The sequence below is a fragment of the Pantoea rwandensis genome (assembly GCF_002095475.1).
Lineage (GTDB): Bacteria > Pseudomonadota > Gammaproteobacteria > Enterobacterales > Enterobacteriaceae > Pantoea > Pantoea rwandensis.
In genome coordinates this window covers 210,501-236,154 of sequence record NZ_MLFR01000001.1, presented here as the reverse complement: position 1 = coordinate 236,154, position 25,654 = coordinate 210,501, and the positions used below count along the sequence as shown (strand labels likewise).

At 51.0% G+C, this 25,654-nt stretch carries 20 protein-coding genes and 1 pseudogene; 12 read left to right on the top strand and 9 right to left on the bottom strand.

Features of this window, described 5'->3' with window-relative positions; genetic code table 11:
• Positions 1-24 precede the first annotated feature (24 nt).
• The 3 genes from glyA to HA51_RS01120 form a co-directional block, all read right to left on the bottom strand.
• Positions 25-1,326 carry a serine hydroxymethyltransferase gene (gene glyA / locus HA51_RS01130; protein WP_084931352.1) on the bottom strand — a complete coding sequence of 434 codons (1,302 nt, stop codon included), beginning with the start codon at positions 1,324-1,326 and terminating at the stop codon, positions 25-27.
• Between the two features lie 378 nt (positions 1,327-1,704).
• Positions 1,705-2,757 carry a GlxA family transcriptional regulator gene (locus tag HA51_RS01125; RefSeq protein ID WP_084931350.1) on the bottom strand — a complete coding sequence of 351 codons (1,053 nt, stop codon included), beginning with the start codon at positions 2,755-2,757 and terminating at the stop codon, positions 1,705-1,707.
• Between the two features lie 14 nt (positions 2,758-2,771).
• Positions 2,772-3,608, bottom strand: a complete 837-nt coding sequence (locus HA51_RS01120) for a helix-turn-helix transcriptional regulator (protein WP_084931349.1) — start codon at positions 3,606-3,608, stop codon at positions 2,772-2,774.
• Between the two features lie 104 nt (positions 3,609-3,712).
• Here HA51_RS01120 and HA51_RS01115 point away from each other — a divergent pair, with 104 nt between their 5' ends.
• Entirely contained in the window at positions 3,713-4,453 is a 741-nt protein-coding gene (locus HA51_RS01115) for an AzlC family ABC transporter permease (RefSeq protein ID WP_211282880.1), read from the top strand.
• 1 nt (position 4,454) lies between these two features.
• Complete coding sequence (locus HA51_RS01110) at positions 4,455-4,778, top strand: AzlD domain-containing protein (protein WP_084931347.1); 324 nt, start codon at positions 4,455-4,457, stop codon at positions 4,776-4,778.
• A 38-nt stretch (positions 4,779-4,816) separates the two neighbouring features.
• On the opposite strand, the gene HA51_RS01105 is transcribed toward HA51_RS01110, so the two are convergent.
• The 4 genes from HA51_RS01105 to HA51_RS01090 form a co-directional block, all read right to left on the bottom strand.
• Positions 4,817-5,875 carry an acyltransferase family protein gene (locus HA51_RS01105; protein WP_084931343.1) on the bottom strand — a complete coding sequence of 353 codons (1,059 nt, stop codon included), beginning with the start codon at positions 5,873-5,875 and terminating at the stop codon, positions 4,817-4,819.
• A 317-nt stretch (positions 5,876-6,192) separates the two neighbouring features.
• On the bottom strand, positions 6,193-7,200 hold the full coding sequence (locus HA51_RS01100; protein ID WP_084931339.1) for an ABC transporter substrate-binding protein: 1,008 nt from the start codon (positions 7,198-7,200) through the stop codon (positions 6,193-6,195).
• A gap of 9 nt (positions 7,201-7,209) precedes the next feature.
• Positions 7,210-9,276 carry a TonB-dependent receptor gene (locus tag HA51_RS01095; RefSeq protein ID WP_139810624.1) on the bottom strand — a complete coding sequence of 689 codons (2,067 nt, stop codon included), beginning with the start codon at positions 9,274-9,276 and terminating at the stop codon, positions 7,210-7,212.
• A 223-nt stretch (positions 9,277-9,499) separates the two neighbouring features.
• Positions 9,500-10,522, bottom strand: a complete 1,023-nt coding sequence (locus HA51_RS01090; RefSeq protein WP_084931335.1) for a LacI family DNA-binding transcriptional regulator — start codon at positions 10,520-10,522, stop codon at positions 9,500-9,502.
• A 245-nt stretch (positions 10,523-10,767) separates the two neighbouring features.
• Between HA51_RS01090 and ascF the strand changes: the two genes are divergently transcribed.
• The 6 genes from ascF (at position 10,768) to HA51_RS01060 (ending at position 16,784) form a co-directional block, all read left to right on the top strand.
• Positions 10,768-12,207, top strand: coding sequence for a PTS cellobiose/arbutin/salicin transporter subunit IIBC (ascF, locus tag HA51_RS01085; protein ID WP_084931333.1), 1,440 nt, complete (start codon positions 10,768-10,770; stop codon positions 12,205-12,207).
• 16 nt (positions 12,208-12,223) lie between these two features.
• On the top strand, positions 12,224-13,657 hold the full coding sequence (locus HA51_RS01080) for a 6-phospho-beta-glucosidase (protein WP_084931331.1): 1,434 nt from the start codon (positions 12,224-12,226) through the stop codon (positions 13,655-13,657).
• Positions 13,658-13,844: 187 nt separating this feature from the next.
• Positions 13,845-14,417: a regulatory sequestration protein YfiR gene (gene yfiR / locus HA51_RS01075; protein ID WP_084931328.1), complete on the top strand. Its 573-nt coding sequence runs from the start codon at positions 13,845-13,847 to the stop codon at positions 14,415-14,417.
• 1 nt (position 14,418) lies between these two features.
• The gene (dgcN, locus tag HA51_RS01070) at positions 14,419-15,633 is read left to right on the top strand and encodes a diguanylate cyclase DgcN/YfiN (protein ID WP_084931326.1); all 1,215 of its coding nucleotides are present in this window, start codon (positions 14,419-14,421) and stop codon (positions 15,631-15,633) included.
• Positions 15,630-16,100 carry an outer membrane lipoprotein YfiB gene (gene yfiB / locus HA51_RS01065; protein ID WP_084931324.1) on the top strand — a complete coding sequence of 157 codons (471 nt, stop codon included), beginning with the start codon at positions 15,630-15,632 and terminating at the stop codon, positions 16,098-16,100. Before dgcN ends, yfiB begins: the two co-directional genes overlap by 4 nt.
• Positions 16,101-16,286: 186 nt before the next feature.
• On the top strand, positions 16,287-16,784 hold the full coding sequence (locus HA51_RS01060) for a hypothetical protein (RefSeq protein WP_084931321.1): 498 nt from the start codon (positions 16,287-16,289) through the stop codon (positions 16,782-16,784).
• A 43-nt stretch (positions 16,785-16,827) separates the two neighbouring features.
• Here HA51_RS01060 and uvsE read toward each other — a convergent pair whose 3' ends face one another.
• The gene (uvsE, locus tag HA51_RS01055) at positions 16,828-17,787 is read right to left on the bottom strand and encodes a UV DNA damage repair endonuclease UvsE (protein ID WP_084931318.1); all 960 of its coding nucleotides are present in this window, start codon (positions 17,785-17,787) and stop codon (positions 16,828-16,830) included.
• A 343-nt stretch (positions 17,788-18,130) separates the two neighbouring features.
• Here uvsE and HA51_RS01050 point away from each other — a divergent pair, with 343 nt between their 5' ends.
• Positions 18,131-19,549, top strand: coding sequence for a carbohydrate binding domain-containing protein (locus tag HA51_RS01050; protein ID WP_084931316.1), 1,419 nt, complete (start codon positions 18,131-18,133; stop codon positions 19,547-19,549).
• A 34-nt stretch (positions 19,550-19,583) separates the two neighbouring features.
• On the opposite strand, the gene HA51_RS01045 is transcribed toward HA51_RS01050, so the two are convergent.
• On the bottom strand, positions 19,584-21,614 hold the full coding sequence (locus tag HA51_RS01045; protein WP_084931313.1) for a choline transporter: 2,031 nt from the start codon (positions 21,612-21,614) through the stop codon (positions 19,584-19,586).
• 253 nt (positions 21,615-21,867) lie between these two features.
• On the opposite strand from HA51_RS01045, the gene betI reads away from it, so the two are divergent.
• From betI to betA, 3 genes and pseudogenes are all read left to right on the top strand, one after another.
• Positions 21,868-22,464: a transcriptional regulator BetI gene (betI, locus tag HA51_RS01040; protein WP_084931310.1), complete on the top strand. Its 597-nt coding sequence runs from the start codon at positions 21,868-21,870 to the stop codon at positions 22,462-22,464.
• A 13-nt stretch (positions 22,465-22,477) separates the two neighbouring features.
• Positions 22,478-23,949, top strand: a pseudogene (betB, locus tag HA51_RS01035) (betaine-aldehyde dehydrogenase).
• Positions 23,950-23,974: 25 nt separating this feature from the next.
• A complete protein-coding gene (betA, locus tag HA51_RS01030; RefSeq protein WP_084931307.1) occupies positions 23,975-25,654 on the top strand; it encodes a choline dehydrogenase in 1,680 nt (559 codons plus the stop codon).

Sequence of the window (25,654 nt, the reverse complement as noted above, 5' to 3'; positions counted from 1 at the left end):
CCCGGTTCGCACCGGGAAAAAATGTCAGGCAATGGCTTTTTTGGCGATGACCTGCTGGGGATGCTCGCCGTACACCGGATGCTTGGCGCACAGCTCAGAAACGTTGAAGCGCACCCAGGCTTCGATGTTGTCGCTGTTCTGTTTTACCGCCAGCACATCGAGGATGTCGCAAATCCAGCCGGCCAGGGTTTCGCACTCTTTCTCACCAAAACCACGGGTAGTCACCGCAGGCGTGCCAATGCGCAATCCAGAAGTGACAAACGGGCTTTGCGGATCGTTAGGAACGGAGTTTTTATTCACGGTGATATGCGCACGGCCGAGTGCCGCATCAGCCTCTTTACCGGTAATGTCCTGATGAATCAGCGAAACCAGGAAAAGATGATTATCAGTGCCGCCAGAAACCACGTCATAGCCACGCTTGATGAACACTTTCGCCATGGTTTTCGCGTTATCGATCACTTTGGCTTGATAGTGGATAAAGTCCTGTTCCATCGCCTCCCGGAATGCCATGGCTTTAGCCGCAATCACGTGCATTAGTGGACCGCCCTGTTGACCAGGAAAAACGGCTGAATTGAGTTTTTTGTACAGCGCTTCGTCACCCAGAGCAGAGAGAATCAACCCACCACGCGGACCGCGCAGGGTTTTATGGGTCGTCGTAGTGACCACGTGAGCATGGGGTAATGGGCTCGGATAGCAACGTGCGGCAACCAGACCGGCGACGTGTGCCATATCCACCATCAGCCAGGCACCTACGCTATCAGCGATTTCGCGGAAGCGTTTCCAGTCAACGATGCGTGAATAGGCAGAGAAACCCGCGACAATTAGCTTGGGCTGATGCTCTTTGGCCAGCCGTTCAACTGCCTGATAATCGATTTCGCCGGTTTCCGGATCTAATCCATACTGCACCGCGTTATAGTGCTTGCCGGAGACATTTGGCGCGGCGCCGTGAGTTAAATGGCCGCCGTGCGCAAGACTCATACCCAATATTGTGTCACCGGGTTTAATCAACGCCATAAACACGGCTGCGTTAGCTTGCGCACCAGAGTGCGGTTGAACGTTGGCATAATCGGCACCGAACAACATGCAGGCACGTTCAATGGCTAACCGTTCAATGGTATCCACATGTTCGCACCCGCCGTAATAACGTTTGCCCGGATAGCCTTCTGCATATTTGTTCGTCAGCTGGCTGCCCTGTAATGACATCACTTGATTACTGGCGTAGTTCTCAGAGGCGATAAGTTCAATGTGAGTTTCCTGCCTGACCAACTCGCCTACGACTGCCGCAAACAGCTGTGGATCTGCACTGTTTAAGTTATTTGCATTCATTGCCTCACCCTCATCATCAGGTTTAGTTGCCGGATTCAGTACACATTCAAACTACTGAAAATAAGCGGGCATAATCTTGAACGTTTGCGACAATAGATACGGTAACTTCGCGACAATCCTTATTTATCAATGAATTAACTTTTCATTAACGATTGAATTGTTTGATAGCGGTCACGTATGAATAAGAAAAAATGATGAATGTGATGCGGGTCAATAAAAAGGACCACATTGCGTTTGAGGAGGAGTTGAATGGGAGTGTTGAGGCAGAAAAACCATTCCAGCTTGATAAAGCGGGATTTATTAATGGCTGCTGGCAACCGCTATTTTCGCCTAGGAATTAACCTGAAGCGGATTAACCAGCAGAATACGCAACAAATATCAACGCCCTTCTATCCGGCTATCAATATGAATAAAGAATGGATCCACATGCTGCTGGTCGCGCGTATTGTTTTGCTTTCTCGCCAGGCTCGGCGGATAACCAAACGCCTCGCGGAAATGGCGGGAAAAATGGGCTGTGTCGGCAAAACCACAACGTTCGCCAATTTCCGTTACCGTTTTGGCGCTATACATCAGCAGCCACAATCCGTAGCGCAAACGCAGGTCGCGGGCGAAGCGTTGCGGACTCACACCCAGTTCATCCTGAAATTTACGCTCAAGATTACGCCTTGAGGTATTTAAGCGCTGGGACAACTGTTCAACAGAAATCACTTCGCCCATATGCTGCGAAATAATATCGACGGCGCTGCGCACCAAACGATCCTTCACTTTTTCGAAGATCACTGGCTGTGGCTGAGGATGCTGAGTGGATCGTGCTTCATCTATCAGCATAATGTGCAGACTTTTAATCGCCCAGGCGCGGCCTAAATGTCGTTCAATCAGATATGCCGCCACGTCCGCCGCCGCGATTCCGCCCGCGCAGGTAATCAGTTTGCCTTCATCGACAAAAATACGATCGGCAACCGGGGTGATATCCGGAAAACGCCGCTGCAAATCGCCATGGTGATACCAACTGACGCAGCACTGTTTTCCTTTCATCACGCCCGCTTGAATCAGCGCAAATACGCCAGTACAGAGTCCAACCAGCGGCGTGCCAAACTGCGCGGCCAGACGAATATAATCCAGCGCGCGGTGATCGATTTTGTCTTTTTCATCCTGAACACCGCCGATCACCACGAGATAGTCAAAGCTTTCGGGATTTTTGAGCTCCTCACAGGGTGAAATCACCGCACCACAGCTGGAGGTGGCCGCGCCACCGTGACTCGACATAAACGTCCAGCTACAGCGTAGCTGACGGCTGCGATCGCCCTCATCGGCCGCAAGACGTAGGCAATCAACAAAGGCAGCAAACGGCAGCAGCGTAAACCGGTTCAATAGAATGAAACCCACAGAAAGTGGCGTGGCGTGTTCGACAGGTTTACTGCGGGCGATCATGTGAGCTCCTTAATTTATTGCAGCGATGCCGCCGCAAAGGCGCCAGGCGTAATACCAAAATGAGCACGGAATTTTTTAATGAAATGGCTCTGATCAAAGAAGCCGACATCATTTGCCGTCTGCGCGGCATCCCGCCCCAGTGACAACATATGCTTGGCCCGCGTCAGGCGGATTTGCGTCAGGTATTGATGCACTGATAAGCCGGTGTGCTTGTGAAACGTGCGCATGAAATGGAATTCACTCAAGCCAGCGGCGGCGGCAATCTCACTCACCGCGAGCGGCTGATGAAACTCGCTGTGCAGGAAGTCAACGGCATGGCGAATCTCGGCGCGCATCGCACTCGGTAGCCCGCCTTTTACCGTTCGTTCACCATGCTGGCGAATCAACACGTTGAGAACGTGAAACAGCGCGCACTCTTTTTCCACCGCGTCCGGGCTTTGCAGCATCACGGCTGATGCCTGAAGCATCTGCTGTGCCATTAAGGGGTCATAACGCATCCCTTCCTGACCAAAATTGAGTTCGCCTTGACCACCAATCACCGTATCCGCTATCTCATTAACCAAAGCAGCCGAAGGATAAAAGGCGCAATAATCCCATCCTTCATCACGCTCGACCGCTTCACCGGTATGCACCTCCCCCGGCATAATCACCATGACCGTCCCCGCCGCCGCAATGCCCTGCTGACGACAAATGCGCGTTCGCTGCGCGCCACGTGCAAAGGCCGCGATAACAAACTCATCGTGGAAATGCGGCGGATAGCTATGCTCGTAGCAACGCGCGCGCAGGATTTCCATGCCGCCGTGCATACCCTGATCGCGCCACAATTTGATGTCATCACGTTTTTCCTGCATCACAAATCCTTCGCTTAATCTCTCCGGGAGCAGGATTTTACTATAGCCTTGCGCATCCTGGCTTAAAATTGCTGCTTCTGTTGAGAAGGTTTTGGAAAATTGTCATGTCGTTGAAGAGTCATCCCCTCGCGAAACACAGCGAATATCAGCACTTCCGCGCGGGATTTATCGCCTGTTTGCCCACAGTGCCGGGCTATCTCAGTATTGGCTTTGCCGCCGGTGCCATTGGCACGCTAGCGGGCTTTTCAGTTCTGCAAACCGCGCTGCTGGCCTCATTGCTTTATACCGGTTCAGCGCAGTTTTTATTTTACTCACTTTGGGCATCAGGGGCAGAAATGACCTCTGTGGTACTGAGCGTAATCTTGGTCAATCTGCGTTATTTGCTGATGAGTTCGGCGATTAGCGTCTTCTTCCGTGGACAAACGGGCTGGCAGAAGGTGGTCAGCGGCCTGCTGCTCACTGATGAAACGTTTGGAGTGGCCGTTCAGCAGGGTAGCCAGCATGGAAAAATCGGCTTTGCCTGGATGTTTGGTCTGAACCTGCCCGCCTGGCTTAACTGGATTCTTGCCTGTGTTATTGGTGCCTATGCCGCATCAGCTGTTCCAGAATCACTGATGGCCGGTTTAAGCTTCAGTCTGGTGTCGATGTTTCTCGGGCTGATATTAATGACGTGGTTTGCCAGCCGACGCAAATGGCTGGAGACGCTGGCGATTGTCGTCGCGGTGTTGGTGACGTTCTTCTCCGCCGGACATCTTGACCTTAGCGTCGTGGTGATTGTGGCAGCCTCCATTGCCGCAAGCCTGGCCACACTGGTTTTGCGTATCCAGTCTAAGGAAGGTGTGTGAAATGGAACGTAATGTCTTGCTGACCATTGTGGTGGCGGCGCTAGTCACCGCTGTGATGCGCGTGGGCCCCATTCTGCTGTTGTCGCGTTTTCGTCTGGCTCCACTGGCACAACAGTGGCTGAGCTTTATCCCCGCCGCCATCATGGCAGCGATTGTCACTGCTGAATTAGTAGAAAAGCCAGCGCTCACCGCTTCGGGCCTGAGTTTGTCACTGCTGGCAGCTTTAATTGCCGCAGTGGTTGGCATCATCACACGGGGTCTTTTTGCCACGGTATTGGCCGGAATGGTGGCCTATACCGCGCTGCGCTACTTCTTCGGGCTTTAGCATGACTGTCCTGGGCGGCCTCACCGTCGCCCAGGACGTCACCCCACTTCGGGAGCGGGTACGCGCTTGCCTTTCAATAGATGTCTTAATGCCGGTTCCGCGTATTTGCTAATAAACCACGCGACATAATACAGCACGGTGGCCACTACTATCGGCATCAGCATCATCACAAACTCATTTTTAATATGAACGTTGAGTTTAATCAGCGTGGCAATCATCAGGTTTTCATGAATCAGATAGAAGGCGTAACTGGCAAAGCCAATCGCGGTCAGGAAGCGCAGAGATAACATTCGCTCCAGCTGTTTGGAATAAAAACTGCCAATAAAGAACAGCATAACGATCAGTAATGGAATCAGGGTGACAATCCCAGCATTTTTAATGAAGTAACTGAAGTTAATCAGCAGCGCGAAGACCACAACCCCATAATGTAATACTTTGTCTCGCCCGTGCATTCTTTCATAAACCAGACAACCCACCATAAACCACGCATAATGAATAAAGCCAAACCTAGAAATAATATCAATAAAAACAGGATGACCTAAAGATTTTAACACTGAAGACGCTGATAACAGTAACATCGGCACCAACAAGCCTGGCAGGCAATATTTTCGGCCCAGCGTAAAATAGATGGCGCCAATGATCAGATAAAATACTGCTTCAACGTACAATGACCAAAATGAACCGGCCATCGATTTAAACTCAATGCCAGTGATCTGCGTCAGCGTCTCTGGATTGGTAAAGATCAATCCAGGCAACAGGTTCTTGACGTGCGGCGTCATTGCTGACCATTCAGGGAATAACCCTCCGACAAAATAAAGCAGTAAACTAGCAATCAGCATCGCGGGGAATAAGCGTAACCAGCGTTTCTTAAGGAAGCTCACATAGCTCTCCGATTTATCGAGTGTCATAAATATGACAAAACCGGAAATCATGAAAAATAGCTCGACCCCAAGCCAGCCATAAGAGAAAACTGGAATATGTTGTGTGCTATTCGCATAAGGTAACAGTGTTGGCCAACGTGCATAAGCGTGGTAACCAATGACTAAAAGGATGGCTAAACCGCGCATTCCATCAAGATGTCGAATACGAGCGTGCATAATTCCCTCAGGAAAGATGACCGGATATGTAAAGCCAAATTAGCACTGACACATCTTTACCCACAATAAGACTTAATCTGATTAAAATAAATACCGAAGACACTTTAATTAATAATTAAACCCAACTCCACCCTGCAATCCTTGGCCTTATGCCTCATCTAATAAAAAATAGATTAAACATCTAATTACCCATGCATTGATGTTTTATTTTATCCATTAAATAAAGCCAGTCATTAACACAGTAATAACGGGGCTAGTGGCAATAACGGTCAGTCGCACTAATGAATGGAAAGCGCAAGACTGCGCTTTCCATTTTTTTATTCCGGTGGCAACGCCTGCAAAATGCGCTGTGCATCGTTTGCGCTGAGCGAATAATCATAAAACTTCTGATAGAAGTCCTGCGTCGCTTTCACCATATCCAGTTGCGGGAACAGTGCCGGGTGCAATTGTTTCGCGGCCCACTGGATTTGTAACGCCACTTCGGTGCCGTAGCGGTCCCAAGGGAATACGCCGGAGGGGTTTTGCAAAACCTGATGCTGCTGCACGGCTTTAACGCTGGCAAACAGCGTCTTGTAGTCCGAGTCCGCTAGCGTTCCAGCCCCTGCACCGATAATGATCACATCCGGATTCCAGCGAATCACCTCTTCTGGTGATATCGGCTGCATATTGCCATTGATGCTATCGGCCACGTTGCGCCCACCGGCAAGCTTGATCCAGGTATCAATCAGCGTATTGCGTCCATCTACCTTCAACGGATGCAGCGATTGGATGTGTAACACCCGCGGGCGCTGCGCCTGTTTGAGTCCAGCGGTTTTTGCCTGAATGGCGGCTATCTGACTATCCAGATAGCGATTGTAGGCTTGCGCGCGGGATGCGGCCTGCGGTGTACCCACTACCTGCGCGGTGGTGATCAGCGAACGTTTCATTGATTCGAAGTTATCAAAGTTCATCGCCAGCACTGGAATTCCGGCAAGCCGATAGGATTCGGCATCAGGATCGTTGGCGGGGACGAAAACGGCATCGACATGGCGCGCCACTAAAGCTTCACTGGCAAAAGTCTTGCCATGCACTTGCAGCGCCTGATGCAACGACGGCTGCACTTTGAACATCCAGGGTCGATCAGCGGGATGATTCACCGTTGCAACGATGCGATCACCCGCCCCCAGCGTCATCAATAATGAGTGATGGGCAAACCAGGCATCCGCAATATGCTGTGCCGGTGGATGAATCTCCACCTGATTACCGCTATCGTCAGTCACTGTTTGTGCCGTTGCCATTGTGCTAACCAATAGCAACGGCAGTGCCCATTTCCAGCTGTTAATCATCAATTGCCCCTAGAAATTAAGTTGCATGGAAACCTGCACCATGCGCGGTTCGCCCAGTGAAGCACTGGCATAACCGGCGCCGCTGTAACCATTCAAACCGCCCGGCACAATGTTGGTCCAGTAGTGACGGTTCGTCAGATTGGTGACATCAAGACGGAAAGTGGTGGCGGTATCAAACAACTGCGTTTTGTAAGCGGCACCCGCGTCCAGCGTGGTGTAGCTGCTAACCCAGCCATCATTTTGGTTGTCTGTTGTGCGGCGCCCCACACAGTGAATACCTCCGTGAATATCGGTGCCGCTGAGCATCGGTAAATCATAGGCGGCAAACAAACTGGCGGTATAGCGTGGCAGACCGACGATCTGCTTATCATCAGTCTGTGTGCTGGCGGTATCCAGTAAACGGGGATCAAGCCATGTCATCCCGCCAAAGACATGCAAGCGATCGGTAACATCACCGTCTGCCATCAACTCCAGGCCGCGGTTGCGCTGCTCACCGTCTACGGCATAATCACCGCTGGCATTGGTGTAGGCAAATGGACGCTTGATCTGGAATAGCGCGGCGGTTAGCAATAACTTGTCGATGGCGACTTTGCTGCCCACTTCAATCTGGCGGCTGCGATACGGTGCCAAAATCGCCCCGGCATTGTTTGCCGTGGCCGGCGCGGTATCGCCCTGCTGCAGGCTATCAGCGTAAGTGACATACAGCGTCAGCGGGTCGACAGGTTTGTACATCAGACTGGCAGAACCGCTAAATCCGCTATTCGAAGAGTCGCTGCTACGGCTGCCGGTTTTGCTGTAATTCGCTGAGCTGAGCAAACTTTCACTGCCCGCGAGCAGCACACTCCATTGCGGTGAAAATTGCAGGTTATCGCTCAGTAAAAATGCATGCTGGGTGGCAGTAGCGGAATGATAGCGGTCAGTGAAATCGGGGTAGTCTGGTTCAGCAAACGCTTGAGGGTCATCCAATGAAGCGCTGCCGAGCGTAGAGGTTCCGCCGCTGCGAGGGTTGTAGTTTTTCCAGACAAAGCCGCGCACGCCAGTCGCAATCTGATGATGAATCCATCCGGTATCGACTTCACCATTCAAGTTTGCCATATAGCTATTAATGGTGAAGCGGCTGGCGGTAGCCGATGACGTCGTCGTGGTGTAAGCGCCTTTGTTATTGGTGAAGGTATTGGTCACAGCGGTCGATTCACGATCCGCAATCTGACGCAGCACGCCCACTTCACCCTGCCAGTTGCCATCAAAATCATGCTTTAGATGCACACCAGCAGTGAGCGTGTGGTTATTATCCCCGGCATAAGATTGACCAAGGTGCGCAGTTTTGGGATTCGGCGCGGCAGGAAATGATAAGCCGTTGCCCAGGGCAAATTTACCCGGCAGACCTTTGTCATAGAAGTGGTAGTAGCTGAAGTTCGTCTCCAGCACGGTTTGGTCGGTGAGGTTGGCATCGAGCGCCAGGCTGAACAGTTGGCGGCGTTTTTTACTGTCTTTGACATACCCTTCGCCTTCGTCGTCCAACAGATTGAGGCGATAACGCAGTCGGTCGCTACTGTCCAACGGGCCGCTGAAATCTCCCGCTACCTGATGGCTTAATCCTGTGCCCGCGCCGACAGTGAGGCTATGTTGTGGGGTGTCGCTGGCCCGCTTGCTGACGAAGTTGAATAATCCTGCGGGATTGCCTGGCCCATATAACGATCCCGCAAGGCCGTTGAGCACTTCAATATGATCGAATTGCTCAGCTGCATAATCGGTGGTTGATACGACATTCAACCCATCAATCATGCTGTTTTGTACCACACTGCCCTGCACGCCGCGCGTTTGCGGACGCGCGCCATCACCTTGTACGGAGGGCATGTAACGATAGAGGTCGCTAACGCTTTTCAGCTGCTGACGCTTCATCAATTGCGGTGAAACGGTCTGTACCGACCACGGCGTGTTTCGTACTTCCTGCTTGCCAAGATTACCGAGGGTGGCCTTTTTTTCGGTTTCGACGGGTGCTGAATGAGGAGAGGCATTAACGGTGAGGGTTGGCTGCTCAGTCGCGGCATACACCGGAACGCTGGACAATAACATCGCGCTGGTGAAACCCGTTTTCACCAGGGTAATACGCTTGATAAACATGACTTTTCCAGAATGGCTAACGAAGGACGTTGCGCGTAAAGCTAGCGCTATGTTTTCGATTATATATCGATAGGATTCGTTAACCTATTGTTTAGCAGCGTTATATTGTTAGGCCGTAACTTTAAAATCTCTTCAAATGCAATGCATTGCCGCGGTTTGCTACCCTTGGGTGATATCAGGGTTCGGTTCGGTGTGGCCCCGGTCCAATGGATTCCCGCACCACTAATTCGCCCGAGAAAGTTTTACGGTTGCGCATTTCGCCGCCATCAAGCATCGATATCAGCCTTTCGAGGGTTTCCTCGATCATCGCGGTAACCGGCATTTTGACACTCGACAGTGCAGGAATGGTAAACGGCGCGAGCGGTATATCATCAAATCCCAGCACCGCGACCTGAGCGGGCACGGCAATACCCTGAGTCGAGAGTGCCTTAAGCGCCCCCACCGCCATCTCATCGTTACTGGCGACCAGCGCACTGAAAGTACTGCCTTGCGCCAGCAGGGTTTCCACCGCCGTCACGCCATTTTGCGCCTGCCATTTTCCTTCCACGATCAAGGCTTCCTGCAACGGAATATGATGTTGTGCCAACGCGTATTTATAACCCGCCAGACGCTCGCGTCCGGTGGGTGAATCCAGTGAACCGGTGATAAAAGCAATGTCGCGATGCCCAAGGGCAATCAGCTGTTCCACCGCCTTTGAGCAAGTGAGCTGTTGATCGGCGTAGATGCAGTAACTGGAATGCTGACGCAAACGACGATTGATCACCAAAATCGGATGCTTGTGCTGAGCAACAATGTCATCCATCTCATCAATAGTGAGAAAACGCGGATAGATGATCACACCATCGCAACGGAGATCGAGTAAAAACTGAATCGCAGCCCGCTCCTCCTCGGCACTGTGTTTGCCATCCACCAATATGAGTTGCCGACCCTGTTGCTCCATCATTCGCGCTGAATGCTGCATCAGCTCAGTGAAATAGCTCCCGGTATACAGCGTGTTGGTGATCACCAATCCGATGGTCTGTGTCGACTTGGTTGCCAGATTGCGCGCCAAAAGATTGGGACGAAAACCGGTTTCAGCGATGGCCTGGAACACCTTTTCGCGCTTTTCCTCGCTAACGTAACCCTTGCCCGACAGTACCCGCGAAACTGTGGCTTTAGATACGCCCGCAACCTTCGCCACCTCAATTATGGTCGCCATTTTTCACTCAACTTTGCCTTCTGATAACAGCAGTGTACCTAAGCTGCGAATTGCACGGGAGTTTTTCTCTGTGCAGCAATGAACGTCCTTTTCGGCTGAAAACGATCGATATCACATTTATGAACATCAAATTTTAAATAACTTGCCTGATTAAACCTGCCTCTTCATGATTTTGTGAAACCGGTTTCTCATAAGTCACGTGTTGACAGTTCTACCCTACTCAAATAATCAGAGACCCAATATCCATGGCTAAAAACTATGCTGACGTTTCACGCGCTATCGTGGCTTCGCTCGGCGGCTGGTCCAACATCGAAGCCGTCACCCATTGCATGACGCGATTGCGCTTTGTGGTTAAAGACAGTGCGGTTATCGACAATGCCACCCTTAAAGCGATCCCTGGTGTGATGGGGGTAGTGCACACCGATACGCAATGTCAGGTGATCATCGGCAACAACGTCAACCTTGCCTATCAGGAAGTGCTCAAGCTGGGCTCACCGAATGGTGACAATGTGGTAGCCGTGAAGCGTAAAATCACGCTGCGCAGCATTGGCGCAGGGATCCTCGACGCACTGGTCGGCACCATGTCTCCACTCATCCCCGCCATTATTGGCGGTTCGATGGTAAAGCTGCTGGCAATGGTGCTGGAAATGAGTGGGGTTCTGCCGAAAGGATCTTCCACGCTGATCATCCTCAATGTCATTGGCGATGGCGCATTTTTCTTCTTGCCCATTATGGTGGCCGCGTCGGCTGCCTTGAAATTTAAAACCAATATGTCGCTGGCGATTGCTATCGCAGGCGTGTTGGTTCATCCCAACTTTGTTGATTTGATGGCAAAAGCGGCCCAAGGCCAGGTGGTGGAGTTTGCCGCTATTCCGGTGACGGCGGTGAAATACACCTACACGGTCATCCCCGCGCTGGTGATGACGTGGATTTTGTCGCACATCGAATATTGGGTTGATCGCTTCACCCCTGCCGTCACCAAAAACTTCCTGAAGCCGATGCTGATTGTGCTGATAGCCGCGCCAATTGCCATCGTGCTCATTGGTCCAATCGGTATCTGGATTGGTAGCGGGATTTCTGCGTTGGTGTACACCATTCATGGTTATTTAGGTTGGTTGTCAGTGGCGATTATGGGCGCTTTATGGCCGCTGCTGGTGATGACCGGTATGCACCGCGTGTTCACGCCTACCATCATTCAGACCATTGCTGAAACCGGTAAAGAAGGCATGGTAATGCCGTCAGAAATCGGTGCCAATCTGTCGCTTGGTGGTTCTTCCCTGGCGGTTGCCTTCAAAACCAAAAATCCAGAACTGCGTCAGACCGCCTTTGCTGCAGCCGCTTCGGCGATTGTCGCCGGGATTTCTGAACCGGCGTTGTACGGCGTGGCAGTGCGTTTGAAACGCCCATTGATCGCCTGTTTAATCAGCGGCTTTATTTGCGGCGCGGTCGCTGGAATAGGCGGGTTAGCCAGCCACTCGATGGCCTCACCAGGCTTATTCACCAGCGTACAGTTCTTTGACCCTGCCAATCCAATGAGCATCGTGTGGGTCGGCGGTGTGATGGTGCTGTCCGTCGTGCTCTCTTTTGTACTTACCCTGATTTTAGGTTTTGAAGATATCCCGGTCAGTGATACGGCTCCTGCCAAACCGGTCACTGAACCCGCCAAAACCGTTAATGCTAATTGATGAATTGAGGTTTTTTATGTCTGAAGTGACATTTCCAGAGGGATTTTTGTGGGGCGGCGCATTGGCCGCCAACCAATCCGAGGGGAGCTATCGCGCTGGCGGTAAAGGATTAACCACCGTGGATATGATTCCACACGGTGCACATCGCATGCCCGTTAAATTAGGTCTGGAGCCACGCTTCACACTGCATGATGATGAGTACTACCCGAGCCACGACGCCATCGATTTCTATCGCCGTTACAAAGAAGATATCGCACTGATGGCGGAGATGGGGTTTACCGTATTCCGTACATCCATCGCCTGGAGCCGCATTTATCCGCTCGGTGACGAGATGACGCCCAACGCGGAAGGCATTGCCTTCTATCGCAGCCTGTTTGAAGAGTGTCAAAAATATGGCATCACCCCACTGGTGACCTTATGCCATTTCGATGTACCGATGCATCTGGTGACTGAATACGGTTCATGGCGCAATCGCAAAATGATTGAGTTCTTTGCGCGTTACGCAAAGACCTGTTTCGAAGCGTTCAATGGGTTAGTGAAGTATTGGCTGACTTTTAATGAGATTAATATCCTGCTGCACAGCCCGTTCTCAGGGGCTGGATTGGTGTTCGAGCCCGAAGATAATCCCGAACAGGTCAAATATCAGGCCGCACATCATGAACTGGTGGCCAGCGCGTTGGTCACTAAAATTGCTCATGAGGTTAATCCGGATAATCAGGTGGGCTGCATGCTGGCGGGGGGGAATTTTTATCCGTGGTCCTGCAAACCGGAAGATGTCTGGGCAGCGCTGGAGAAAGATCGCGAAAACTTGTTCTTTATCGATGTGCAAGCGCGTGGCGCTTACCCCTCTTATGCTGCGCGCGTGTTCCGCGAAAAAGGCGTCGAGATTGCCTGGCAAGATGGCGATAAAGAGATTCTGCGCAACACCGTCGATTTTGTTTCTTTTAGCTATTACGCCTCACGCTGTGCTTCGGCGGATATGAATGAAAACAACAGCAGCGCCGCCAATGTGGTGAAATCACTCACCAATCCCCATGTTGAGCGAAGTGCATGGGGCTGGGGCATCGACCCGCTGGGCCTGCGCATTACCATGAACATGATGTATGACCGCTATCAGAAGCCGTTGTTCTTAGTCGAAAACGGGCTGGGCGCGCGCGATGACGTCGATGCGAATGGCGAGATTCATGACGATTACCGCATTAGCTACTTGCGGCAACATATTCAGGCGATGGGCGAAGCGATAAGTGACGGAATTCCCGTGATCGGTTACACCACATGGGGATGCATCGACCTGGTGGCCGCCTCCACGGGTGAAATGAGCAAGCGTTACGGTTTTGTCTATGTTGATCGTGATGACCAAGGTAATGGCACGTTAGCGCGCTCACGCAAAAAATCATTTTGGTGGTACAAAAAAGTGATAGCCAGCAACGGGAAGGACTTAAGCGAATAGCCCGATTTTTATTGGGCGCATTTTACTGCGCCCAAAATCTTTAGACCGTATTTTTCAATCTCTATGAATAAATGGATCTGATTATCCAACTGTATTAAAAAATAAGAATTTTGGTGTCGTGATCACCAGTACTCTTTTATAAATGGCAATGGTACTATTTCCGCGATTAATCCAGCGGAATTGCGGCATGTTACGTTTCGAACCTCGTCTTCACCTACGTGAAGTGTTTTTTCTGCTTTTTGCTCAGCTTAAAGCGGCGTTTATCTGCATGACTGCCTGCGTGCTGTTGCTCTTTTCGTTTTCATCTCCTGCCCTGGCCACGGGAAAAGATGACAAAGCGAATCGTATTGTCAGCGGTATCATCAGCTTTACGCGCTGGCCCGCCCTAAAGGATGCCCCGCAACTCTGCGTGTTCTCTTCTGCACAGCATATTGCTTTCCCTGCCAGTCCCATCGCGACCTCACTGCCTTTTAGCGTGGTTTATCTCAACACAGAGAGCGATTTGGCGAGCACCCGCTGTGATGCCATCTATTTCGGTGACCAGTCGCCACAGAAACAGACTGAACTGCTGGCGTTAGAAAAAGACAGAGCCGTGCTGTCGCTGGCAGAAAATAATCCAGATTGCGCAATGGGTGCCGCGTTTTGCCTGATATTGAATACCGATCATCCTATGTTTGCCGTTAATCTCGATTCGCTGGCCCGTAGTGGTGTTCGCGTTAGCCCGGATGTGTTGTTGCTGTCGCGCAAAGGAAGCCAATAAGATGAAAATAGATAAAATTAAAAATGAAAAATCATCTATCCGCATCAAACTACGCAAAATCAGCATCATTAATTCAGCGGTTATTTTATTGCTGTGCTGGCTACTGCTCACTTCCACATCGTTACTGTTTATTAAACGTTACGAGAAAAGGAATCTAGAGCTGATTGCCGCCACGTTGAGCAACAGTCTGACGGCTGCCACGGTTTTTGAAGACAGCTATGACGCGCACAAGAAAATTGCCACCCTGGGGAATGAAGGTATGTTCGCCTCGGCAAAACTGGTCACCGATGACCAAACCGTCTTGGTTGACTGGCAAGATCAGCAACAGCGAAGCGGTTGGTACCAAAATTTCCTACGTGAATGGATTTACGCCCGTCCGTTCAGCGTGAATATCGTTCATGCCGAGAACACCGTGGGTACGTTGACGCTGGTGGGCACCGTGACAGGTGCCGCTGATTTTATTCGTTATTCTGTGATGATTTTAACCAGTGGCATGTTGTGCGTGCTGATCGTCGCTTCCCTGCTGAGTGCATTGCTACATCGCGGTATTTTGGTTTCATTACGTAATATCACCAGCTCGATTCACTATGTAATCCGCTCTGGTGATTTCTCATTGCGTATTCCTGAAAGCCCTACCAAAGAATTTCAGCTGTTTTCAGAAGACCTTAATTCGCTATTAGCAGAGATGCAGTCACTGCAAACGTCTTTGCTGCGTGATAACCGGTCGTTAGCGGCCAAAGCGCTGGAAGATCCGCTGACTGGATTAGCAAACCGCGCCGCATTTGTCGCCCGCTTGACCACATTGTTGGATGCGCAACTCGCGCAGGAACGATTTGTTTTACTGTTCCTCGACGGCGATCGCTTTAAGAGTATCAATGACAACTGGGGACATGCAGCAGGCGATGAGGTGTTACGTGCTATCGGCTCACGTTTGCTGGCGTTGGCCTATAAACAGGATTTGGTTGCCCGACTTGGCGGTGATGAGTTCGCCATGCTGATCACCAGCCGTGCGACGGAATCGCAACTGCAACAGCTCACCGAAGAGATTCGTGAAACCATCGCACAAAAAATCATGATTGCTGAAGGCACACCCATCACCACCTCTGTGACCATTGGTTTCGCCTGGTCACAGCATGGCGATAGCGTAGAGTCGATTCTTGAGCGTGCAGATATGAACATGTACAAAAACAAAGGGATAAATAAGGTAAGGATATGAAAAAGATTTTTCTGTTGATGTGTGTTCTGGTCTGCGCTGGCTGTCAGTCTCAGGGACGTTTTAGTGCGGCACAGATTGCAGCCATGCAAAATGCTGGCTTTACCGAGAACAGCGAAGGCTGGGGCCTGGGTTTGTCAGAAAAAATTCTGTTTGGTGTTAACGAGTCAGAGCTGACTCCCACGAGCAAAACCACGATTGCCAATATGGCAAAGAGCCTCGCGGCGACCGGTCTTCAGCATGTCCGCATAGATGGGCATACTGATAATTACGGCAAAGCAGATTACAACCAACAGCTCTCTTTGGAACGCGCAGATGCGGTCGCTGCGCAATGGGCACAAGGAGCCGCCGTGCCACGCGCCAATATTATTACGCGCGGTTTGGGCATGACCGCCCCGATTGCCAGCAATAATACCGCGCAAGGTCGAGCACAGAATCGCCGTGTGGCCGTTATCATCACCTCGCCTTAAGCTTCCCCTTCGTTATTAATAGGGCAGTCTATTCTGCCCTAAATAAATTGATTCTTATTTTTAACTCTAATACTATCCGACCCATTCACGGTTTCGGTTTAAATAAACCCACGCCCAGCCGGTGAAAACTTTCATCATTCAGCATCCATTACAATTAATATTTTCATCACTACGACAGGAGTCATTATGAAATTAACCATTGTCCTTGCTGCGCTATTCCTTTCAACCGCGGCTCATGCTGAAGTCGTTCTATCAGGGAAACCTGACAATCAATTTACCCAAGACTCACACAAAAACCTGGAATCTCACCAGAAAATTCTTAATGAAGCCAAAATTGATCGTGCGTCATTCAGTAAAAAAGTGCAGCACATCTGTGATGTGATTGCGCCACAGGATGCCGTCAATAAATTCCATAAAATGACACAAGAAATTCTGGGTCATCAAATGTCCCTTGAAGATACAGGCTACAGCGAAACAGAGTACCGCAAAGTGATAAGCTTCACCTGTTATAAAGGGGCCAACTGGACCATCAATGACATGGATAAGCAGATGGAGCCGCAATTGGTTAAGGCAGTAAAAGATCATGAAGCCGCGGCACAAACCACCAACGATAAGGCCACCGCGGCTGGCTATAAAATAGCGATCGAGGCCACTCAGCAAGGAATGGCTGCCGCAAGAAAATAGTGATTAGGGGTGAGTAATGAGTATATTCACCCGTTTCATTTATTTAGCTTCGTGACAGTGAATAAAAGTACAATCTATCGCGTGCCAGATTTTTCATTTTCACTTCACACATGATATCGAAATCGCTGAATGACAAAGCCCAGTCATTCAGCGTTTGATTGAAGTAATAATCTGCATGGGCGCGCAACTTCACTTTATTCACGGCTAAATCCTGCTGATGAGGAAAACCGTGATCGGGGATAATGCCCTCCTGCGCAATAGAATAGTGCAGCACCGGACGGACACCGCGCCAGGATTCAATAATCAGTGGTACACGTGGATCATTCGCCTGAATATACAGATTCTCTTTCACCCAATGATGGTGAATATCCAATACCACCGGGCAGAGATCGCGTGCCTGTAACACATCATCTATCGAACAGGATATTTCATCATTTTCTACCGTCAGCATGTTACGTGCTTCAGGAGAGAGTCGCTGGAAGGACGCGCGAAAACCCTCAATCCCCTTCTTCCCGTTCATATGAATATTAATTTTGAAATCCTGAAACTGGCGACCATAGCCCATCGCCACCGCGCACAGGGCGTGATACTCCACATCGTCGATCGCACGATCCACCACCCCTTCATTGTCTGAGGCCAGCACCGAATATTGTCCGGGATGGAATGAGAGGCGGATGTTATTGGCTCGTGCAACATCGCCGCAGCGGCTTAACAGTGGCTGTAGGTCGGGCATTAACTCCGCATAAATGGCTGTGGCCTCTGGCACGGTAAAGAGCGGTAGCAGATCGCTGCCAATGCGCATCATACGCAGCTCATCGGGCAGTTGCGCCAGCTGATTCAACATGTGGAGTTGGTTTTCGAGATTGTGAGTAGCCAACAGCGCTAACAAACTGGCCTGCGCTTCGCGATCAAGACCGAGAAAACGAGTGCGTGTGGTGGTTTTAAACGGAAAAGGCTGCTTAGCCTGTGCATCCAAATACTTGCATGCGAAACCCAATTTCATTTTCTTTCCTCTTAAGAGCAGCTTGTTAGTCTAGCTCTCAATCTGCTGCACGTGAGCAGTCATACAACCTTGACGATGCCTGATACTCAGATCAGTACCAATAAAAAGTGCAAAAACCATTTTTTAAACACCCATAACGTCAACATAACTAATGTGTTTAATTTTTAGGATTTTAGCCATCAGTTAATTATCATATTGATAAATATATAAAATACAATATGTCATATGCATTACACTGGATGACAAGCATTGCAACTTCTTAATTTTACTTCTAGCCTTTTGTTAAATTGAGTAGCTTTACTTAATTTTTATCAACAAACCTCTACCCATAAAAGGATCTAAAATGAGTTTTTCAGCAACCAAAAAAGTTGATCTGGTTATTGTCATTGATACCAGCAACTCAATGGCGGACGAAGCGACGGCACTGAGTGAAGCACTTAACCGCGCGATTGAAGTGGCAACAGCATCTTGCCCTTCAGATTTGCGCGTTGAATTTCTTGGTATTGAAGGGCAATTCAAAAACAGTAAGTTCGAACAATCGGTGCGCAGCTATCTAAACACCCTTGGCGTGGCAGGAAACAGCTTAAAAGGCCGCGTTTATAACACGGCGGCGCGTGCCGGTGCGCAAGAAGATGTGGCTCGCGCGGTAGAGGACGTCAGCCAATACTTTGACTGGCGTGATGGCGCAGAACGCAACCTGTTTGTACTGGGTGATGAGAGTCTGGAAGGCGGCGATATGGTGCTGAATAACGCACGGATTGAGGCCTGCAATAACGCTATAAAAACCGCCATTGCTCAAAGCGTCAAAGTACACACCTACCTGGGTACACCTCACGAAAGCACCCCCTACCCATCTGATGACGACGAACAAAAAATGATTGTGGAATATAAGCGTTTGGCGCTGCGTACCGGCGGTGAGCACTATATTTATACGCGAGGTGTAGCAGATTTTACCCAAGTCTTGAAAGACACCATTTGCGCCGGGCTAGTTCCACCCGCAGAAGCTATCGCCGAGAAACAAGCGGAGGCCGATCGGTTAGAGGGTAAGACGACGGCAACTGATAGCGGCGCTCAGAATCATCAAGGCAGCAGCATTTGCGAGCAGGCGCCAGAAATTATACGCGCAGTAAATACCCTGGCAGGTATTCTCGACAAATTGGTTGATGCCTGTGGGCCCAAAGGTGATGCAGGTTCATCAGGGGGGTGCCGCTGTAACGACCATGACCATAGTGAAAACGCCGCGCCACACCGTCACGTTCCGCCCACCGCCACCTCTGAGGCACAACTTCAGCCGACCGCACCAGACTTTGTCGATGCAACGCTGTTTACAGACGGCAACTGGAATAACTGGCAAGCCGGTGAAGTCGGTCACGATTTCGATATGGTGGATTATCCAGACAATAAAACTAAAGGCATTTATTTCAAAACCGCACCAGGCAAACCTCATGCAGGGGTGATCCTGCAAAAATCGCTATCTGGTTTGCAACCTAACTGTGATTACATCTTCATGATTCGGACTAAGCGCGTGATTGCAAAATTGACAACGCCAAAATTGTCACTGCGCGTCGATGGCAAAGACATCACGGATGTTGTAGAGCTGACCGTCAAAGATCAATGGGTGACGTTGCAGGGGCAATTCACTGCAGTGGCATCGACTGCGAAACTTGAAGTGGTGAGCCATGAAAATGACAGTAACGGCAATGATTACCACGTTGGCCGACTGGTTATTGCCAATCCGGGCAACGCGGCGTTAACGCTTTAATACTTTTAAGGCGGCCTTTTGGCCGCCCCTCTGTTTACACGCTTGGGTAAGTAATATTACTCCCAGGCGCTTCGCGGTGGAGATGGATAAAGTTAAGGTGACGTTCGTACTGATCGAGAATATCGATAATCACCTGCTCTTTGTTGTAGTCCATCAAGTCATTGCCCTGGCTACCCTCCAGCAGGAACGTTTCGAGTCGGTAATAGGTCGATTTACCGCTGCGGGCACGATAGGTAAAGCCCGGCACCGAATACTGCTGCGGCCAGATTTGATAAACGAAGTCTTGCTCTTCGCCCAGCATCACCCGCAGATCAAGATAGCCCAGCGGATGCTCTTCTTCCGCCTCAATACGTTCAAGAGACACGCGTCCGCCGCGCAATTCCAGCTCTTTTGCTACGTCCTGCATCGCGGGAAACAGAACGCTCTCCATCATCTGCTGGGTATAGCGCGTGCCGGGATAGTTCATCAGACGTGACAGGCGTTTCTTCCAGCTTAAACGATCGTTACTGGCCGGAATGTAGGGCGCGGTTTCTCGGCTGGCACTGGCGCGACGATGATCTTCCACCTTCAGCGATTTATACAATCCGGCCATAACAAAGAAGATCACAAAGCTAAATGGCAGGCCCATGATTACCGTGGCGTTTTGCAGTGCTGAGATGCCGTTGGTCATCAACATACCCATAGTCAACACACCAATTGCTACCGACCAGAAGATACGCAGCCAGTTCGGCGCATCACTGTTGATGTCCTTCAGTTTTGACGTGAAGTTACCCAATACCAACGAACCTGAGTCTGCTGAGGTGACGTAGAACAGCATGCCGGTAATGGTGGCAACAGACGCGCTGAACTTAAAGGCAGGATACTGTGCCAGCAGGCTGTAAAAACCACGCTCAGCATGCGCCATCACTTCCTGTGCAAAGCCCGCATCACCGTGAATGATTTCATACAGTGCCGCATTGCCGAATACCGACAGCCACAACAAGGTAAAGGTGAACGGAATAATTAGCGTCCCGAGTACAAACTCACGAATGGTACGGCCACGTGAAATACGTGCGAGGAACAAGCCAACAAAGGGTGACCAGGCAACCCACCATGCCCAGAAGAACAGGGTCCAACTGTTCATCCACTCTCTCGGCTGATCAAACGCAAAGGTGTTCAGCGTCATGCCCATAAAGCGGTTGATGTAATCACCGACGTTTAGCACCAGCGCGTTCAACAGGAAATCAGTTTTGCCCATAAACAACACGAACAAGATCAATCCCAGCGCCAGCGCTACGTTCAGTTCCGACAGAATACGAATGCCTTTATCCACACCGGATGTCACCGAAATGGTGGCAATAATTACGGACAGCACAATCAAAGCTGCCTGCGCGGTGAAGCCTTCCGGGATATCAAACAGGACATTCAAGCCGTAGTTGAGCTGCACCACGCCAATACCTAACGTGGTGGCAATACCGAAGATGGTGCCGACCACTGCCGCGATATCGACAGTATGGCCAATCGGCCCATTAATGCGTTTGCCAAAGATAGGATAGAGCGCAGAACGGATAGTCAGCGGCAGATTGTAGCGATAGCTGAAGTAGCCCAGTGCGATGCCCATCAGCGCATACATCGACCAACCGGTCACGCCGTAGTGGAACAGCGTCCACACCATGGCCTGACGCGCCGCTTCCATGGTTTGGCCTGCGCCTTCGGGCGGTTGCATATATTGCGTAACCGGTTCAGCTACCGAGAAGAACATCAAATCGATACCGATACCGGCGGCAAACAGCATGGCAGACCAGCTTAGCAAGCTGAATTCAGGTTTGGACTGTTCTGGCCCGAGTTTGATCGCGCCGTAACGCGAGCAGGCCATGTACACCACGAAAACAATGTAGAGCGTGGCGGCAAGCATGTAGTACCAGCCGAACGTGGATGTGACCCAATTGACTGCGGTCTGAATCCAGCTCGCAGCCAGCTCGCTGTAGAAGATAGTGACAAGTGAAAATGTCAGAATCAGTCCGGCCGAGGTAAAAAACACCACGGGATTGATTCTGTCTTTTTCACTGGCAGGTGGATTAATCATCGGTTACCTCTGGTTAATTTCCTGTAATGACTCAATGAATTAGCGTGACCAGTTCGCCTGGTCTTGTTGTTGTTTACTCCCCTGTGTTCCCTCCATTTGGTGCTTTCTACTGGCGATATCCCGCATAGCCCGGTTCACCGCTGCGTTTTTGTAACAATCGAAGCACAGCATCCTAACAAATTTCTTTTTTATATTGAACGTGCAATCAAAAAAAGTTTTAATGGTGCCCTTACATTGTGGTGGAGCTGGAGTCATGCCAAAGGTGGGAATGCAGCCGATTCGTCGTCGGCAACTGATTGATGCAACCCTCGATACCATTAACGAAGTCGGGATTAATGACGCCACGATTGCGCAAATTGCGCGCCGTGCGGGCGTCTCAACCGGCATCATCAGTCACTACTTCAAAGACAAAAACGGTCTGCTGGAAGCCACCATGCGGGATGTCACGCGCCAATTACGCGATGCGGTTGCCGCGAGATTGAAACCGCTGGCAGCAGCGACGACCGAAGCGCGTTTACTGGCCATTGTTGAAGGTAACTTTGATGACACGCAGGTGCACAGTGCCGCGATGAAAGCCTGGCTGGATTTCTGGGCCAGCAGCATGCATCAGCCGCAGTTGGGCCGTCTTGAGCGCGTGAGTAGTCGACGCTTGTTCTCCACGTTGGCGGCTGAATTTCGTCGCGAATTGCCGCGCGAACATGCCCGACTCGCCGCTCACGGCTTGGCATCGTTAATCGACGGACTCTGGCTACGTGCAGCACTGAGCGGTAAACCCTTCGATCTGGGTATTGCCCGCACGCTGACCACTCAATTCATCAGCCAGCAGCTTGCTGGCCATCAGAATCACTGAGGAAGGAGAAACTATGTCCCGATTCACCGAGCAGCACCTGTACATCGATGGCGCATTAGTGCCCGCTGCCGCAGGTAATACGTTCCAGACCATCAACCCTGCGAATGGCGAAGTACTGGCCGAAGTTCATGAAGCGGAGCGCGCTGATGTTGATCGTGCAGTTGCTGCCGCGCAAAAAGGCCAGAAAGTCTGGGCAGCGATGACATCAATGGAGCGTTCGCGCATTCTGCGTCGTGCCGTTGATATTCTGCGTGAACGTAATGACGAATTAGCCGCGCTTGAAACCCTCGATACCGGTAAACCCCTGAGCGAAACCCTGTATGTCGATATCGTGACCGGTGCCGATGTACTGGAGTATTACGCCGGTCTGATTCCGACCTTGGAAGGCCAACAGATCCCACTGCGTGACACCGCTTTCGTTTACACCCGCCGCGAACCGCTCGGTGTGGTCGCGGGCATCGGTGCATGGAACTACCCGATTCAGATTGCCCTGTGGAAGTCCGCGCCTGCACTGGCGGCCGGTAACGCCATGATCTTCAAACCAAGCGAAGTGACGCCCCTCACCGCACTGAAACTGGCTGAAATTTACACCGAAGCCGGTGTGCCAGCTGGTGTCTTCAACGTGTTAAACGGCCGCGGTGCGGTAACCGGTCAGTTGCTTACTGACCATCCTGGCATCGACAAAGTCTCTTTCACCGGTGGCGTGGCCAGTGGCAAAAAAGTGATGGCCAATGCCGCAGGTTCAACCTTGAAAGAAGTGACCATGGAACTGGGCGGTAAATCTCCGCTGATCATCTTTGAAGATGCCGACCTCGATCTGGCCGCTGATATTGCCATGATGGCGAACTTCTACAGCTCTGGTCAGGTGTGCACCAACGGCACGCGCGTGTTCATCCCTGCCAAATTCCAGGCCACCTTTGAAGCAAAAATCGCCGAGCGCGTGGCGCGCATCAAAGCTGGTGATGTCAACGACCCGGCCACTAACTTTGGCCCGCTGGTGAGCTTCCCACATCGCGATAACGTGATGCGCTACATCGAAACCGGCCTTAAAGAAGGCGCTCGTCTGCTGTGTGGCGGTCAACGTCTGAGCGGCGCGGATTTTGATAACGGTGCCTGGGTTGAACCTACTGTGTTCACCGACTGCGTGATGAGATGACTATTGTACGTGAAGAGATCTTTGGGCCAGTGATGTCAATCCTGACCTACGAGAGCGAAGAAGAAGTGGTGCGCCGCGCCAATGCCACCGATTTCGGTCTGGCTGCCGGTGTGGTAACGCAAGATCTTAACCGCGCACATCGTGTGATTCACCAGATTGAAGCGGGTATTTGCTGGATCAACACCTGGGGCGAATCTGCCGCCGAGATGCCTGTGGGTGGCTACAAGCATTCGGGAATTGGCCGTGAGAATGGCCTGATGACACTGCAAAATTACACCCAGGTGAAATCAGTGCAGGTCGAATTAACCCGTTTTCAGTCCGTATTTTAATTGAGCTTAACCTGAGGAGCGACTAATGGAATTTGATTACATCATTATCGGAGCCGGATCCGCAGGGAACGTTTTGGCAACAAGACTGACCGAAGACAGCAGCGTAAACGTGCTGCTATTAGAAGCCGGTGGTCCTGACTACCGCTTCGATTTCCGTACCCAAATGCCTGCGGCACTGGCGTTCCCTTTACAGGGCAAACGCTACAACTGGGCATATGAAACTGAGCCAGAACCGCACATGAACAATCGCCGCATGGAGTGCGGACGCGGTAAAGGGCTGGGCGGATCATCGCTGATCAACGGTATGTGTTACATCCGAGGTAACGCCATGGATCTCGATAACTGGGCACAGCAGCCCGGCTTAGAAAGTTGGAGTTATCTGGATTGCCTGCCCTACTACCGCAAATCAGAGACGCGCGATATTGGCGCCAATGATTACCACGGCAGCGAAGGCCCGGTGAGCATCACCACCTGTAAACCTGATAACAATCCACTGTTCGCGGCGATGATTGAAGCCGGCGTGGAGGCGGGCTATCCGCGCACGGAAGATCTGAACGGTTATCAGCAGGAAGGTTTTGGCCCGATGGATCGTTTTGTGACGCCAAAAGGTCGCCGTTCCAGTACCGCACGCGGCTATCTTGATACCGCAAAAGTGCGTCCGAACCTGAAAATCGTGACCCATGCGACTACTGACCGCATTCTGTTTGAAGGTAAACGTGCAGTGGGCGTGCAGTACTTACAAGGCGGTAGCAATACCTCACATCAGGTGCATGCGCGACGTGAAGTATTACTGTGTGCTGGTGCAATCGCCTCACCACAGATTTTGCAGCGCTCAGGTGTGGGTTCAGCAGAGCTGCTGGAGAAATTTGAAATTCCGGTAGTGCATGACTTGCCTGGCGTGGGTGAGAACCTACAGGACCACCTCGAAATGTACTTGCAGTATGAGTGCAAAGAACCGGTTTCGCTCTATCCTGCACTGAAATGGTATAACCAACCGAAGATTGGTGCCGAGTGGCTGTTTAACGGCACGGGTATCGGTGCCAGTAACCAATTTGAAGGCGGTGGATTTATCCGCAGTCGAGAAGAGTTTACTTGGCCAAATATTCAGTATCACTTCCTGCCGGTGGCGATTAACTACAATGGCTCGAATGCGGTTGAAGCCCATGGCTTCCAGTGCCATGTGGGTTCAATGCGTTCACCTAGCCGCGGTCACGTGCGCATTAAGTCACGCGATCCACGTCGCGATCCTGCCATTTTGTTCAATTACATGGCACATGAGCAGGACTGGCATGAGTTCCGCGATGCTATCCGCATCACGCGTCAGATTATCAACCAGCCTGCGCTGGATAAATATCGTGGCGCAGAAATCAGCCCAGGCTTGGATTGCCAAACTGATGAGCAGCTGGATGAGTTTGTGCGTAATCACGGTGAAACCGCCTATCACCCTTGCGGTACCTGCAAAATGGGCAGTGATGAGATGGCGGTTGTCGATGGCGAAGGTCGTGTTCACGGATTACAAGCATTGCGCGTAGTCGATGCTTCTATTATGCCGCTGATCATCACCGGCAACCTCAATGCCACCACCATTATGATTGGTGAAAAGATCGCGGATAATATTCGAGGTCGTGAGCCATTAGCGCGCAGCAAAGCGGATTATTTTGTTGCGGGTGACCTGCCGGTTCGTGGCGAGCCGAAGCGCGCCTAA